Annotated in this window: 13 protein-coding genes; 10 read left to right on the forward strand and 3 right to left on the reverse strand. The window is 40.7% G+C overall.

Features of this window, described 5'->3' with window-relative positions; genetic code table 11:
• The first annotated feature begins 8 nt into the window (after positions 1 to 8).
• The 3 genes from ACTB00_RS04870 to ACTB00_RS04880 are packed head-to-tail and all read left to right on the forward strand — an operon-like array spanning position 9 to position 2,969.
• Complete coding sequence (locus ACTB00_RS04870) at positions 9 to 1,904, forward strand: Ig-like domain-containing protein (RefSeq protein ID WP_463298820.1); 1,896 nt, start codon at positions 9 to 11, stop codon at positions 1,902 to 1,904.
• Complete coding sequence (locus ACTB00_RS04875; protein WP_463298821.1) at positions 1,837 to 2,673, forward strand: DUF3108 domain-containing protein; 837 nt, start codon at positions 1,837 to 1,839, stop codon at positions 2,671 to 2,673. The genes ACTB00_RS04870 and ACTB00_RS04875 overlap by 68 nt, the downstream gene beginning before the upstream one ends.
• 2 nt (positions 2,674 to 2,675) lie before the next feature.
• Complete coding sequence (locus ACTB00_RS04880) at positions 2,676 to 2,969, forward strand: hypothetical protein (protein ID WP_463298822.1); 294 nt, start codon at positions 2,676 to 2,678, stop codon at positions 2,967 to 2,969.
• On the opposite strand, the gene ACTB00_RS04885 is transcribed toward ACTB00_RS04880, so the two are convergent.
• Positions 2,970 to 3,365 (reverse strand): DUF3859 domain-containing protein, encoded by a 396-nt coding sequence (locus tag ACTB00_RS04885; protein WP_463298823.1) that lies wholly within the window; start codon positions 3,363 to 3,365, stop codon positions 2,970 to 2,972.
• A gap of 75 nt (positions 3,366 to 3,440) precedes the next feature.
• Between ACTB00_RS04885 and ACTB00_RS04890 the strand changes: the two genes are divergently transcribed.
• The 3 genes from ACTB00_RS04890 to ACTB00_RS04900 all read left to right on the forward strand — a co-directional run bounded on the left by ACTB00_RS04890 (position 3,441) and on the right by ACTB00_RS04900 (position 7,412).
• Entirely contained in the window at positions 3,441 to 3,797 is a 357-nt protein-coding gene (locus tag ACTB00_RS04890) for a hypothetical protein (RefSeq protein WP_463298824.1), read from the forward strand.
• Positions 3,798 to 4,003: 206 nt separating this feature from the next.
• The gene (locus ACTB00_RS04895; RefSeq protein WP_463298825.1) at positions 4,004 to 6,355 is read left to right on the forward strand and encodes a TonB-dependent receptor; all 2,352 of its coding nucleotides are present in this window, start codon (positions 4,004 to 4,006) and stop codon (positions 6,353 to 6,355) included.
• 136 nt (positions 6,356 to 6,491) lie between these two features.
• The gene (locus ACTB00_RS04900) at positions 6,492 to 7,412 is read left to right on the forward strand and encodes a zinc ribbon domain-containing protein (protein WP_463298826.1); all 921 of its coding nucleotides are present in this window, start codon (positions 6,492 to 6,494) and stop codon (positions 7,410 to 7,412) included.
• Between the two features lie 198 nt (positions 7,413 to 7,610).
• Here the strand turns inward: ACTB00_RS04900 and rfbB are convergent, their stop codons facing one another.
• Together rfbB and ACTB00_RS04910 are read right to left on the reverse strand one after the other, a co-directional pair.
• Complete coding sequence (gene rfbB / locus ACTB00_RS04905) at positions 7,611 to 8,666, reverse strand: dTDP-glucose 4,6-dehydratase (RefSeq protein ID WP_463298827.1); 1,056 nt, start codon at positions 8,664 to 8,666, stop codon at positions 7,611 to 7,613.
• Between the two features lie 93 nt (positions 8,667 to 8,759).
• A complete protein-coding gene (locus tag ACTB00_RS04910; RefSeq protein ID WP_463298828.1) occupies positions 8,760 to 9,671 on the reverse strand; it encodes an RluA family pseudouridine synthase in 912 nt (303 codons plus the stop codon).
• A gap of 422 nt (positions 9,672 to 10,093) precedes the next feature.
• Here ACTB00_RS04910 and ACTB00_RS04915 point away from each other — a divergent pair, with 422 nt between their 5' ends.
• From ACTB00_RS04915 to ACTB00_RS04930, 4 genes are all read left to right on the forward strand, one after another.
• Positions 10,094 to 10,819, forward strand: coding sequence for a hypothetical protein (locus tag ACTB00_RS04915; RefSeq protein WP_463298829.1), 726 nt, complete (start codon positions 10,094 to 10,096; stop codon positions 10,817 to 10,819).
• 120 nt (positions 10,820 to 10,939) lie between these two features.
• Positions 10,940 to 11,113, forward strand: coding sequence for a hypothetical protein (locus ACTB00_RS04920; RefSeq protein ID WP_463298830.1), 174 nt, complete (start codon positions 10,940 to 10,942; stop codon positions 11,111 to 11,113).
• 257 nt (positions 11,114 to 11,370) lie between these two features.
• Positions 11,371 to 12,573, forward strand: coding sequence for a hypothetical protein (locus ACTB00_RS04925; protein WP_463298831.1), 1,203 nt, complete (start codon positions 11,371 to 11,373; stop codon positions 12,571 to 12,573).
• 172 nt (positions 12,574 to 12,745) lie between these two features.
• Positions 12,746 to 13,897, forward strand: coding sequence for an epoxide hydrolase family protein (locus tag ACTB00_RS04930; protein WP_463298832.1), 1,152 nt, complete (start codon positions 12,746 to 12,748; stop codon positions 13,895 to 13,897).
• Positions 13,898 to 14,148 lie beyond the last annotated feature (251 nt).

The raw sequence follows: 14,148 nt of genomic DNA on the forward strand, positions 1-14,148 counted from the left end.
TTAGAACTATGAGAAAAATTTTCCCCATACTCATATTGACTTATGTGGCGTATCTGGTTTTCACAACATCGTGTGCTAACCCGGGAATGCCTACCGGAGGTCCAAAGGATTCGATACCGCCCAATGTTATTAAAACGGGACCTGAGTTTAACGCTATAAATTTTGATGGCAACGAGATCAGTCTGACGTTTAACGAATTTGTCGTTGTTGATAAATTAAGAGAAGCGCTTGTGGTTTCTCCTCCTTTAAAAGAGCGTCCTATGATTCGGACAAAGTCGAAAACGCTAATTATTGACTTAGGAGATTCGCTGCAACAAAACACAACTTACTCGCTTGATTTTAAAAGTGCAATTGTTGATAATAATGAACAAAACCCGCTGGAGGATTTTCGTTTTGCGTTTAGTACCGGGGCTGATTTTGATAGTTTGATGATTGGTGGATATGTTAAGAATGCGAAAAATCTGGAGCCTGTTGAAGGGGCTGTGGTTATGATGCATGCTACCGATAACCTGGAAGCTTTTAAAGATACATTTCCGAATTATATTGCAACAACTGACGAAGATGGGTTTTTTGTAATCAGCAATATTGCTCCCGGAGAATACCGTTTGTATGCCTTGGTCGATGAAGATAATACACTGACTTATAATCAACCATTGGAGCGGATTGCTTTTTTGGACACCTTGATTTCTCCTCAGGATTTGAATCTTCCAAATTATCAGACTGATACAATCTCCGGCGATACCTTAAGCATTAAAACCAAGCGAAGAAATGCATTGGAAACGCCTTTCTTTCTGATGCTTTTTGATGAGGAATTTTTCGATCAGTACATTGACAGCTACAGTCGTGATCAGGCTAATCTGATTAATCTTTACTTCACCGAAACATTAAGCGATTCTTTTCGTGTTGAGCTGTTAAAGCCAGAACCGACGAATGAAGATTGGAGTTATATTGAGTTTAATCCGACCAGAGATTCGTTGATGATTTGGCTGACAGATACCGTTTTAAGTCACACTGACTCACTATTGATGGATGTGAGCTATTTGGTAGCTGACAGCTTGAGTAATTTGGTACTGAAGCACGATACACTGGAATTTAATTATACCAAACCGGAGGATACCAGCAGGAAAAGACGCAAGAAAAAAGAAGAAGAGGAAGAACCGGAGCCGATCCCGCATATTTCATTTAAACAGAATACAAAAAGTAGTGGCTTCGATATCTATCGGAATATTAAACTGGAAGCTCCTGAGCCTTTAAGAACGTTTGATTGGTCGGCGGTGCATTTGTATCAGCAAGTAGATACCCTTGAGGAAGAATTGGAATTTGAAATGTGGCAGGACTCTTCTTCGATACGGAAGTTCTACATCCAGTATCCATGGGAGTTTATGGAAACATACCGGCTCTTTATTGATTCGGCTGCTGCGTACAATTACGACGGTCATCCGACAAACGAGCTCAATAAAAGGTTTACGATTCAGGAAGAAGGTTATTATGCAAAGATCATTTTGCAGTTGAATGGAATAACTGATCATGGAATTGTGCAACTGCTTGATAACTCAGATAAAGAAAAGGTATTACAACAAATTGGGATTGATAAAGATGGAGAGATTGAATTTCCATACCTGAATCCCGATAAGTATAAGATTCGTTTGATTATTGATCGCAATAACAATGGCAGGTGGGATACTGGAAACATCGACGAAGATATTCAGCCCGAGCAGGTTATGTATTACAATAAAGTGTTGAAATTGCGTTCGAACTTTGAAGTTCGGGAAACCTGGAATCTACCTTTAGTTCAATATGAAAAAGAGTTGATTGACGAAGACAAGCCAAAAGAAGATGCGAAGAATAAAAGCAAAAAAACACAGCGCTCTTCGAGCAGCAATTTTCAGCGTTCTCCTTTTTAATGCTTTTTTCCTGAATGGCCAACCGGGCAAAGCGCAAACGGCTTTTGTCCCTCAGGAGCAATTAACCTACGGAGCTTATTATAATTGGCATTTTATCTGGATAAATGCCGGAGAGGTTATCTTCAGCACGGATACTGTGAAGGTGAATGAAAAGAAGATGTGGCATTTCTCAGCAATCGGTAAAACGTACAAAGCCTACGATTTTTTTTATACGGTTCGCGATACCTTTATCAGTCGGGTGAATTTTTCAAACTTCGAGCCTGATTATTTTATTCGAAAAGTGAATCATGCTAAAAGCTCAACTGTTCACGAGTATCAGTTTAACGATGGTGCCCGAAAAATCTATTCCTTTATCAAGCGTGAAGATCAGCCGTTTATTCGAGATACGCTTGTTTGGGAACCAACCGTTTCGGACATGCTGAATACGGTTTATGATTTTCGGAATTTTAACTTTGACGGTCTGAAAAAAAATGCTCAGGTTAATTTTAAGATGTTGGTTGATAACAAGACGGAAGATTTGTACTTTCGTTACCGGGGAGAAGAAGTTGTGAAAACCCGCAATGGAAGAAAATTCCATTGCCATCATATAATCATTCGTTTGTTGGGTGGTGATTTTTTCCCCGATGGAGAGTATATGAACGTGTGGTTTACAGCCGACCAGAATAGAATACCGGTAAAAGTTGAAACCGAAATATTGGTTGGTTCAGTCAATGCAATTTTAACAAATGTTGAGCATATCAAATATCCATTAACTTCAGAAATACATTAATTATGGCAAGCGTTCGCGATTTAAAAAAAGACATTGACTATTTAGTATCCTTAGTCGTTGTTGACAATTTTCAGTATATCAATGCTTTTGAAAATGCAGATAAAGAGGCAGCTTTCAAGATTGTGGATGAGATCATGACCAAGCGGAAAGATCTCATAAGCAGAGTCAATCACCCGGACGGGAAAGACAACCCCAAGTTGATAAAAAAACACTATCAGAGCATCGGTAAAGATTTGCTGATTGTTTGCGACGAAGCGTATGCAGAACTTGCAAAATTGATTGAGAAAGAAGATTAATTAGCTTTCTTTTCGAACCAACTGGAGTGTTTTATCAGCAATCACCTGCCCATCGAGGTAGGTGATTAATCGCCACGGGCCAAGTTTGTCGTTCAGTGGTTCCCAGATGCAATCGCCTAAAAAGAACTCATAGTCGTTGCTATTGATGTAATATTCGCCTGTAAAGTCGTCCATCACGACACCATTTTCGTCTTTAAATGGTGGATGAATAACTTTGAATTCCAGCTTTTTGCCCTTTCCTCGTTTTATTTTCAAAACATAGCCAAATTCAGTTCCAATGTCAGCCTGAACGGTGTGCGAAATGTTGACTATTTTCGGTAGTTTTCGGCTGTTGCGATCCCATTCGGTATATTCACCGTAACTGTATAAATCAATATCGATCTTTTTCTTTCCCAATTGTATGTTAAATTTCTGTCGCTTTTTATTTAGATTGATTCTACTTAATCCATCATCGCTTATATTTGCAGCGGCATGATGGTGCTTCGCAAATATATAAAAGTATTTATTCTTCTGGTTTTACCGGTTTATCTCATTTTGCTGGTTAACTCCATTAGCAATATGCATGTTCATTTGCTTTCGAATGGAGTGGTGATACAGCATGCTCACCCGTTTGATCGCGAGGCTGAAAGCAAATTACCACACCGGCATTCACATGCTGAGTATCAGTTTTATCAGGCTTTCTTTCACAATTACTTTGACAACTCCGCGCCTTTGCCAGACATGGAGGTCATTCGTCCTTCATACAAAGTTGTTTCTGTTCGGGTCGTTCAGCTTTATTGCTTCAAAAGTGCGAACGATCAGCGACTTCGTGGTCCACCCCTTTCATAACTATTGAGGATAAAGGTGTTGTATATATTGAAAAGACAGACATTATCCGTTTTTAAATACCAATTTTTGGGGATTGTCAGCTTGAGGGTCTCAGCCTACTTTTGACAATAAATTATTCAGCTTCACAGAAGGCTGAGTTAAAAAACCGAATATCAATTTATCACTTGTTTGATTTCAGAAGAAATCAATTACCAAATCAACTAGTAATGAAAAGCATAATTTTTGTGGCTGTCTTGTCACTATTCACCCTTTTGTCATTTGCCGAAGGAGAACCCAAAGACAAATTTACAGATACAATGCTATTTGGAGATGTGCGATCGGAAGGAGAGCACATTCCATTTGCAACCATCATGGTTAAAGGAACAACAATGGGCACAGCTGCCGACGCAACCGGACACTATAAGTTAGTAGGAGTACCGGCAGGAAAGCAGGAAGTCGTAGTATCTGCGGTTGGTTACCAAAACAGAGCGTATGAAGTGGATCTCAAGATTGGTGACCCGCTCACATTGGTTGTTGAGTTAAAACCCGATCAGATTGGGCTGGTTCAAGTGGTGATTACTGCCGATCGGAGTGAAAAATCACGCCGCGAAGCATCAACCATTGTAAGTACGATCAGTCCGAAGTTGCTGGAAAATACGCAAAGTGTAACACTGAGCGAAGGCTTAAGTTTTACCCCCGGCTTGCGTATGGAAAACAACTGTCAAAATTGTGGTTTCACTCAAGTTCGGATGAATGGACTGGAAGGGCCGTACTCTCAAATCCTGATTAATAGCCGACCTGTTTTTAGTGGTTTGGCTGGCGTTTACGGATTGGAATTAATCCCTGCAAATATGATCGACCGGGTTGAGGTCGTTCGGGGTGGGGGATCGGCTTTGTATGGAAGTAATGCTATTGCCGGAACCATCAACCTGATTACAAAAGAGCCGATTCAGGACACCTACAGCATCAACAGTTCAGTTGGATTGATTGGCGATAATCAAACAGCCGATTACAACCTGAGTATGAACGGATCGATTGTGAGTGAAGATTTCCGATCGGGGATGAGCTTTTATGGTTTTAAACGAAAGCGAGATCCTTATGATGTGAACGGCGATGGATATTCAGAGCTTTCAAAACTAAGCAACAGTACATTTGGAGCCAGCTTCTTTAAACGCATGGGCGTTCGCTCTAAAATCAATTTAGATTACTTTTTTATCAATGAATCACGGCGGGGAGGAAATGATTTTGACCTTCCGAATCATGAAGCGGACATCTCAGAAGCGGTCGATCACGAAATCAATTCGGCGAACCTTACATTCGACAAGTTTATGCGCGATCATGACAAGTTGAGCTTTTATGCTGCGATGCAGTCTGTCAATCGCGGTTCCTATTATGGTGCTGAGCAGGATCTGACGGCTTACGGCCATACGGAGGATTTAGCTATTTCTCTCGGCACACAGTATCATCGGGATGTAGAGCAGTGTCTGTTTTCGCCTTCCGAATTATTGTTTGGAGCCGAAATGACCAGCGACGCCCTGAAGGATCAGAAGCTTGGCTATCTTGATATTGCCACCATGGAACATATTGGAACAACAACCATCACGGATCAGTCGGTTAGTACAGTTGGCTTTTTCGCTCAAAACGAATGGGTAACTAATAACTGGCGTGTGTCTCTTGGCTTCCGGTTAGAGCATTATGCGATTTCGGATAAAGCAGATTCTGATGGTGATATTTCAGGCAATGTGTTTAGCCCACGGGCAAGCTTAATGTATAATTTGGGTGAGAAGGTGCAATTGCGTTCCAGCTTTGCCAAGGGTTACCGTGCGCCACAAATTTTTGATGAAGACTTACATATTGAAACATCGGGGGCTCGCCGTGTTACGCATGAGAATGATGCGGATTTGGAACAGGAAAACTCGCATAGTTTCACTTTTTCAGTCGATATGTCAGAGACCTTCGGACGTTGGCAAACTCAGTTTTTAGCTGAAGGGTTTTACACGGTTCTCGAAAATCCGTTTACCAACGAATATGGAACGCCGAACGAAAAAGGCGAAGTGGTTTATACCCGAACAAACGCTGAGGATGGAGCCAGGGTTCAAGGGATTAATTTTGAATTCAATGCTTCTCCGGGTGCCAGATGGATGTTTCAAACCGGCTTCACCGTTCAAAAAAGTGAATACGATTCGCCACAGGAGTTTAATGAAAAGCGGTTTTTTCGTACGCCCAACAATTATGGATACCTTTCGTTTAGCTACTCTCCAAGCGAGTCTTTTAAGGCATCGGTTACCGGTAACTACACCGGAGCGATGTTGGTTCCCTACTTTGGAAATACCTTAGCAAATCCAGAGGTCGGTCAGTTAAACGAGGTGGATTCGTCTTTTGATCTCGGAGCAAAAATCAGCCAAAACTTCAATTTGTCGAATGAATTGTCGTTGCAGGTTTATGCCGGTGTAAAAAACCTGTTTAATGATTATCAAGATGATTTTGATTATGGTATCGACCGAGATCCCGGATATGTTTACGGACCATTATCACCACGAACCATCTACTTTGGGGTGAAACTGGGGAATCTATTTTAGCCCTTTATTTCGTTAACCATTCTTAAATCGTTATGGATTGGTTATCGTCTTCTTCAATTTGGTTTGATATTTGACTGCCCACAAAATAATACTACTTTTGTGGGCGTTGTTTTTGGGTGGCTAAAATTCTGAATATATGAGTGATTCGGCAAAAAATAAGAAAAAATTTTCACTGGGAGAAACCGATAAGGAGAGACGTAATAATCTGATTGTTATTTTTCTTTCGGTTATTCTTATCGTAGTAGTGGTATTGTTTTTTATGCAGCGAGACGAGCATAAACAAATTATGCATTCGTTGAACTCCGAAAAGGATTCCATTCAAGTTGAGTTGACTGAGATGGTTCAGAACTATGATAGCCTGAAAACGGAAAGTGACACCATGAATACCCAATTGTTTGTTGCACAAACCAAAGTGAAGGATTTGTTGCTGGAAATTGGACAGGTTAAAAAGGCCAGCTACGATCAGATAGAGCAGTATCGCGAGCAGGTAGGCTCGTTGCGTCGGATTATGCGTAATTACATTGTTCAGGTTGACTCGTTGAATCGTCGGAACCAGGAGCTGATGGCCGAAAATGAACAGGTAAAACAGGATTTTGCCCAGGTTGAAAACAAAAACCAGAAGCTGGAAAAGGAGAAAGAACGCTTGTCGCAACGCGTTGAGAAAGCTGCTACACTGGAGGCGCAAGGCCTGACCGCATTTGGCATCAATTCGCGTGGGAACGATGTGAATAACAGTCGGAAAGCAGAAAAAATCCAGGTCAACTTTACCCTTGGTAAAAATATTACCGCTAAACGCGGAGCCAAAAATATTTATGTTCGCATCCAGCGTCCCGATCAGATTTTGCTGCTCAAATCGAAGAATGATTTGTTTCGATTTGAAGACTTGAGAATTCCATACTCAGCCATGCGTGAAGTAACTTACGAAGGCAATGATTTGCCGGTGAATATTTTTTGGGATAACAACGGTGAGGATCCCTTCATCCCCGGAGAATACACGGTCGATATCTTCGCTGATGGCAACAATATCGGCACAACCCGATTCTCGTTCAAGAAATAGTGGAAATTAGTTTGAACCCCTTTTCAGGGGTTCTGATGCTCCTTGTTATTCATCGTTTCCCGTAGGTTACACCTACGGTTATTGTTGTTCAACCCTCCGGGTTTTATTCCATCGATCTGCTACTTTTTCAAAATGAAGCATTGAGCCGGTTTTGGCTTTTGTTATCAATTGGTGCTTACCGCACCTCAAGAGCCAGTTTTACCGCTTTTGATATTGGTTTTCGTAGTATTTCTGATAGTCGCCGCTGGTTACATGTTGTAGCCATTCTTCATTCTTTAAATACCAATCGATGGTTTTTTCCAATCCTTCTTCAAATTGAAGACTCGGCACCCAGTCCAGCTCTTTTTGCAGTTTCGACGAGTCGATGGCATAGCGCAAATCATGTCCGGCGCGGTCTTTTACGTAGGTAATTAAGTTCTCCGAAGTTCCGGCCTCACGACCCAGTTTGCGATCCATAATGGAGCACATCAACTTAATCAGGTCGATGTTGGTCCATTCGTTATGACCGCCAATGTTGTAGGTTTCACCCGGTTTCCCCTGATGAAAAATGACGTCAATGGCGCGGGCATGATCTTCAACCCAAAGCCAGTCGCGTATGTTTTCGCCTTTTCCGTAAACGGGTAATGGCTTGTTGTTGCGAATGTTATTGATGAACAACGGGATCAGTTTTTCAGGGAATTGGAATGAACCGTAATTATTGGAGCAATTTGAAATCAAAGCCGGCAATTGGAAGGTGTCGTGATAGGCGCGCACAAAATGGTCAGAGCTGGCTTTTGAAGCCGAATACGGGCTGTGTGGATCGTAACCGGTGTCTTCGGTAAACATCGTACCATCATTGCTCAGTGAGCCATAGACCTCATCGGTTGAGATGTGGTAAAACAAGCGTCCTTCAGGCTGGTCTTTCCAACAAGCGCGGGCAGCATTCAACAGGTTGACCGTGCCAATTACGTTGGTGAAAACAAACTCAGTGGGGTTCGAAATCGACCGATCCACATGCGATTCGGCTGCCAAGTGGATCACGCCATCAAACTGCCTTTCCTCGAATAGTTTCAACATCGCTTCACTATCAACAATGTCAGCCTTTACAAATTCGTAATTCGGCTTTCCTTCCAAGTCTTTCAGGTTAGCCAAATTCCCGGCATAAGTGAGTTTGTCGAGGTTAACAATGTTGTATTCGGGGTATTTGTTGACGAATAGTCGAACCACATGGGAACCAATAAATCCGGCTCCTCCTGTTATTAGTATTGTTTTCATTTAGCAGATTTTACGAACTCAAAAGTAGGTTTTTATTGAGAAAAAGGAAAGTTAAAATAGAACGACTCCATGCCTGAGCTTGTCGGTTTTCCATTAAAACAGTTTCAGAAAGCTTCCCGGAACGGACGTTTCAAAGCGCATCTTTTTACCCGTTATCGGATGTTCGAAAGCCAACACCCAGGCGTGTAATCCAAGCCGGCCAATGGGGTTCGATTTCGAGCCATATTTTTTATCGCCAATCACCGGATGTTTTAGGTCTTGCAGATGGACCCGAATCTGATTCTTCCGGCCCGTTTCCAGATTCACTTTTAACATGGAGTACTCCTCGTTACTTTTAGCGGTTGAATAGTGCGTAATGGCATGCCGCCCCTTCTCCGGATCTTGTGTTGAGTGTACTTTAAACACGCTGCTTTCAAACAGGTACGAGCTAATGGTTCCTTCCGGTTGTTCAAGCTTGCCGTCGATCACAGCCAGGTAAGTACGTTCCGAAATTGTGTGTTTCCACGATTCCTGCAGCAGCTCCTGCATTTCTTCGCTTTTTGCAAACATCATCAATCCCGATGTTTCCCGATCGAGCCGATGAACGATAAAAATCTTGGCTTCGCGGTTTTCATCTTTTACATAGTTGCTCAAAATACTGTATACCGTAGCTCGTTTTTCTTTTTCGGTGGCCATGGTCAGCAGTCCGGCATTTTTATTAACGATGATGAGGTCTTTGTCTTCGTGAACAATAGAAATGCCCCGCATTTGCTTGGCAATAGGAGCCGGAGCCGTGTCAAGCGAAACCTTTTGTCCGGGTTTTAGCAGGTGATTAAATTGGGTGATGGATTTACCATCGACCCGCACTTGTTTTTTTTTGAGCAGGGTTTTGATGTTGTTGCGATTTTTATGCGGCAGGCTGGCAATTAGGAATTTCATCAACTCTTCCGGCTCTTTGACCTCAAAGCTTTGTGTTTGTGGTTTTTTTGAATGGGAGGCGTTACCTCCTGAATAATTTTTTCTCATGCTTAAAACTAATTTGTACCGGCTGGAAGATCGTGAAATTCCAGTCGTTGCAAAGGTAGAGTTAATCTTTCTTCTTTTTCAAAATTTAGATCTTCATTTTGATTTTAAATGAGGGATGTTGGCCTGCCGGACTTCGGGGCAAAAAGACAAGCAGCTACAAATAATCGAGCCCCGGATAAACTATTTTTATGGATTGGGGTAACCTTTTGTGTGAAAAAGGTATTAAACAATACGTAGCAGGTAACAAAAGTTCAAATTTCTGTTCAGCTTTTACCTTGCTTTTGCCCGCCTAAAGAGTGTTTTTGAAAAGATAAATTGGGGATTGAGACTAAGTATCTGGCCTGCTGATCATCATTAATTGGTGATGCAGGCCAGGTTTTAGATAACTAAATAATTTGTCAAACTAAAAAACACAAAAAAAAATGAAACGAGATTTCAGGTACAAAACACTACCGATGTTGATTGCAGCTTTAACAGTTGCCGATCATTTTGAACAGGAAAAAGAAACGTTTGTGAATGAAATGCCGGCTTGGAGCGACCCGTTTATTGCGGATTTCCGGGCAACGGTGGAGCTCATCCTTACCGAATATTTTGGGAGCAGTTCCCGGGAAGAGCTGCAAGAGCAAACCAACCTGGTGAATGAGCTGACCGAAAAAGCCAAGGACGACCTGGAAATGGTAAAAACACAGATTGAACGGGGCTTCCGCAACGATTTGAAAGAGCAACAGAGCATCATCCAGCAACTGGGCTTTAGAGCGTATTGGAGTAAAGCGTCCCGCAATAACCAGTCGGAGATGATTGGTTTGTTGCTGACCTTTAGCAGCCACCTTGATGAAGCGATGCGCACCAAACTGGAACAACACCAAGTGAACCCGGGCAGGTTGACCAACATTATGGGCTATGCCGATACGCTGAACCAGGCGAACATTACACAGGAAAGCCTGAAAGGCAGTTCCAAGCTGGATACGAAGGAATCGATTTCGGCCTTGAACGATGCTTATGCACAAGCCATGGATATTTGTGCCATCGGGAAGAGCCTGTTTAAACACGAGCCCGTAAAAAGAGAACTGTTCGTATTCAGCAAGCTGGTCAAAAGCCAGGGCACTCCAAGTCCCCGCGACAACGAGGAGGTCGTAGCTCCATCGTAAGAACGTGTTGGCCACTAAACGAATCCCGACCGGAGGCACAATCCAATTGCCTTCGGTCTTTTTTGGGCAGCTAAGCACCAAACGCACATCGTTAAGGATCCGAACAACATCGCCGGTAATATGCACGACTTCGCCACGAATAGGGACAACATCGCCAGCAATATGCAAGACGTCGCCAAGGATAAGGACAACATCGCTATCGATAAGCAGGACATCGCCAAGAGTAGGGACGACATCGCTAACAATATGCAAGACATCGCCAAGGATAGGGACAAGATCGCTATCAATATGTAGGACATCGCCGGCAATATGCAAGACATCGCTAAGAGTAGAGACAAGATCGTCAGCAATAAGCAAGACATTGCCAGCAATAACAAGCCCATAGCGGCGCGGGGAACAGTCCAACTTAATTTTATCCACTATTCATTAGCTCTTTTAAAAAAACTGCTGATCAAATCGAAGATTATTCCTACTTTTAACATCGTTCGTTAAGAACATTGGATAAAATACTGATACGTTAACGCCAAGTTTAATAAAGCACAATCGAAACAATGGAACAATCTTCTTTTATGTATAGATATTATTTCCCTAGAATTCAAAATATAATAGACAAAATAAATGAAGGAAAGGCAAATCCATTTCGCGACAATTCTACTTGGCTTGATATTCAAGAAGACTTAATACGAGTTATCACCAATATTGAAAGAAATATTCAAAAAAATAAAACTGAAAGAAAAGAATTAAAATCACAATTAGGAAATCCCTCAAAAAGGCTAGAAAAACAAGAATCCGCTCGTTATAAAAAAAGAATAGACTTGATTAAAACAAAAAATGATTCATATCAAAAATTGCTTATCATATTTAGAACTCTTGGTGATTCTATTGCCCATACTTTTATAAATAGATTTGATATAAAACCACAGTCATTTAAAGAAAAAACAGGTTTTATAAGTAATAAAAAAGGGAATAGACTTGAGCGTAAATGTTTAAGGTCAACATTCCAACTTGGAGGAATTGCAATATTAAATGATTTAACTAATTCCCTGAGATATTTTGATATAACCGTTATTAAATCAAATGACGAGTGGATACCTTTCGAAATAAAATCTGGAAAACGTAAGACAAAACGCGACCTACGACAAGAAGAAAGCTATGAAAGACTAACAAGTTATCTATTTGAAGATGTACCCCAAGAAATTTTGCAAAAAGGTTTAAAATCCACGAGAGTATCATTCAAAAATAATGTTGTAGATTATATCAGTGAAATTAATAGACTGATAGCAAATGCAAAGGAAGTAGGATTAGTTGTTGAGCAAGTAGAAAAAGGACTCGTTTATGTAATCAATTACGATAATCCTTTTAATTCACAGGAACTTAATTCGAAATTAAATAGACAAAATTTAGTTTCACCAATCCCTTTTTCATTAAATCAAACTCATATAAATGATTTTGGATATTATCCATTACCGTTGATTTTTGAGAAATCAGAATACTACATTGACTTAATCAAGAATAAACTTGAAATATTTGTATTCTTTGACTTTAATGTTTGGAAAAAGAAACTAAACAGGAAACGCTTTAAATTGGAGCTTAGTGAAGATGAAAACTATATATTTTGGATAAGCGGATTCTTAAAAGGAGAACCATTTAAACTTGGAATAGGAACTTACTTGATGAATAGAGTGTTCTTCGAATTTTTATCTCCTGATTTTCTTTTTGATGAGATAATGAGTTTTGATAAAAAATTGAATTGACAAAATGATAATTGAAAAACCAGGCGTTAATAAATAGGGCTCAAAGCTGGGCACTACGTGCCGCTTAAAGCCCTATTTATTAGCGGTAATGGTGAAAACGCCCCAGAAACAAAGCGTAATCAATTACATTAATTGAAATACTGTTTTAGAAATTTGATAAATTAGGAATAATATGACACTTCAAAAATTTCAAATCCAAATACCGGATAGTACATTGGAAGAACTTTCTTCCAGATTATCCAAAACAAGGTGGCCCAATCAACTAAAAGATTCTGACTGGGAAAGAGGAATGAAAAAGGAGGATTTACAGTCCATTGTTGAATATTGGCAGAATAGTTATGACTGGCGTGCTCAGGAAAAAGAATTAAACAATCATTCTCAATTTAAATGTAATATTGACGGAATCGGTATTCACTTTATTTGGGTAAAAGGAAAAGGAAAAAATCCAATTCCAATCATTCTAACTCACGGTTGGCCTGATAGTTTTCTTCGATATGAAAAAATTATAAATAGACTTACCGACCCTGCCAGTTTTGGTGGCGACCCAAACGATTCATTCGATGTAATTATTCCTTCTTTACCCGGATTTGGTTTCTCAGATAAGCCGGAACATAGTGGATACAATAATGCTCATGTAGCCGAATTATGGATAAAGTTGATGACTGAGAAATTAGGTTACACCAAATTTGCAGCAGCAGGTGGCGATATAGGTTCAGGTGTTACCCGCTATATGGCGCTAAACCATCCCGAACTATTAATAGGAATCCACCTGACAGATGTTGGCATTATTCGAGCGCTTTTAATGGAGGCAGATGAAAGCAAACTATCAGCCGCCGAAACTTCCTATAAAAAGACAGCACAACAATGGATGGCACAAGAAGCAGGCTATATATCCATTCAATCTACAAAACCACAAACTTTATCCTATGGACTTTCTGACTCCCCTATTGGTACAGCAGCATGGATTCTTGAAAAATTTCGTTCTTGGAGTGATTGTAAAGGTCAGCTTGAAAATTCGTATAGTAAAGATGAACTATTGACCAATGTAATGATTTACTGGTTCACGAATACCCTAAGTTCTTCGGTGAATATGTATTACGAGAACACACATTCTCTGCCTCCAATGGGTAAAATAACAGTACCAACTGCGCTTGCCCTGTTTTCTGAAGATATTTTATTGCCACCAAAAGAATGGGCTGAGGAAAATTTGAATATAATACAATGGACAGAAATACCTTGTGGAGGACATTTTACGGCTATGGAAGAGCCAGACCTTTTTATTGAAGATATTTCTAAATTTTACAGGAAATTAAGAGTGAAATAAACCACTACCGCTAATAAATAGGGCTTTAAGCGGCACGTAGTGCCCAGCTTTGAGCCCCGTCTTGCCCTGTTAATTATAACTAATTAACAGGGTTGAAAAACTACAATCCGGAGCTCGGGTGTTTTTCTATGGACTTATCATGCTTGCCTGGGCTTGGACACGATCAGTTTTTTAAGATTCAGAGGACACCATCCCGGGCAAATCCTACCTGATTGACGACAGCTTTTGTTAACTTCTTCCGCTTCATGATC

The organism is Sunxiuqinia sp. (genome assembly GCF_055140945.1).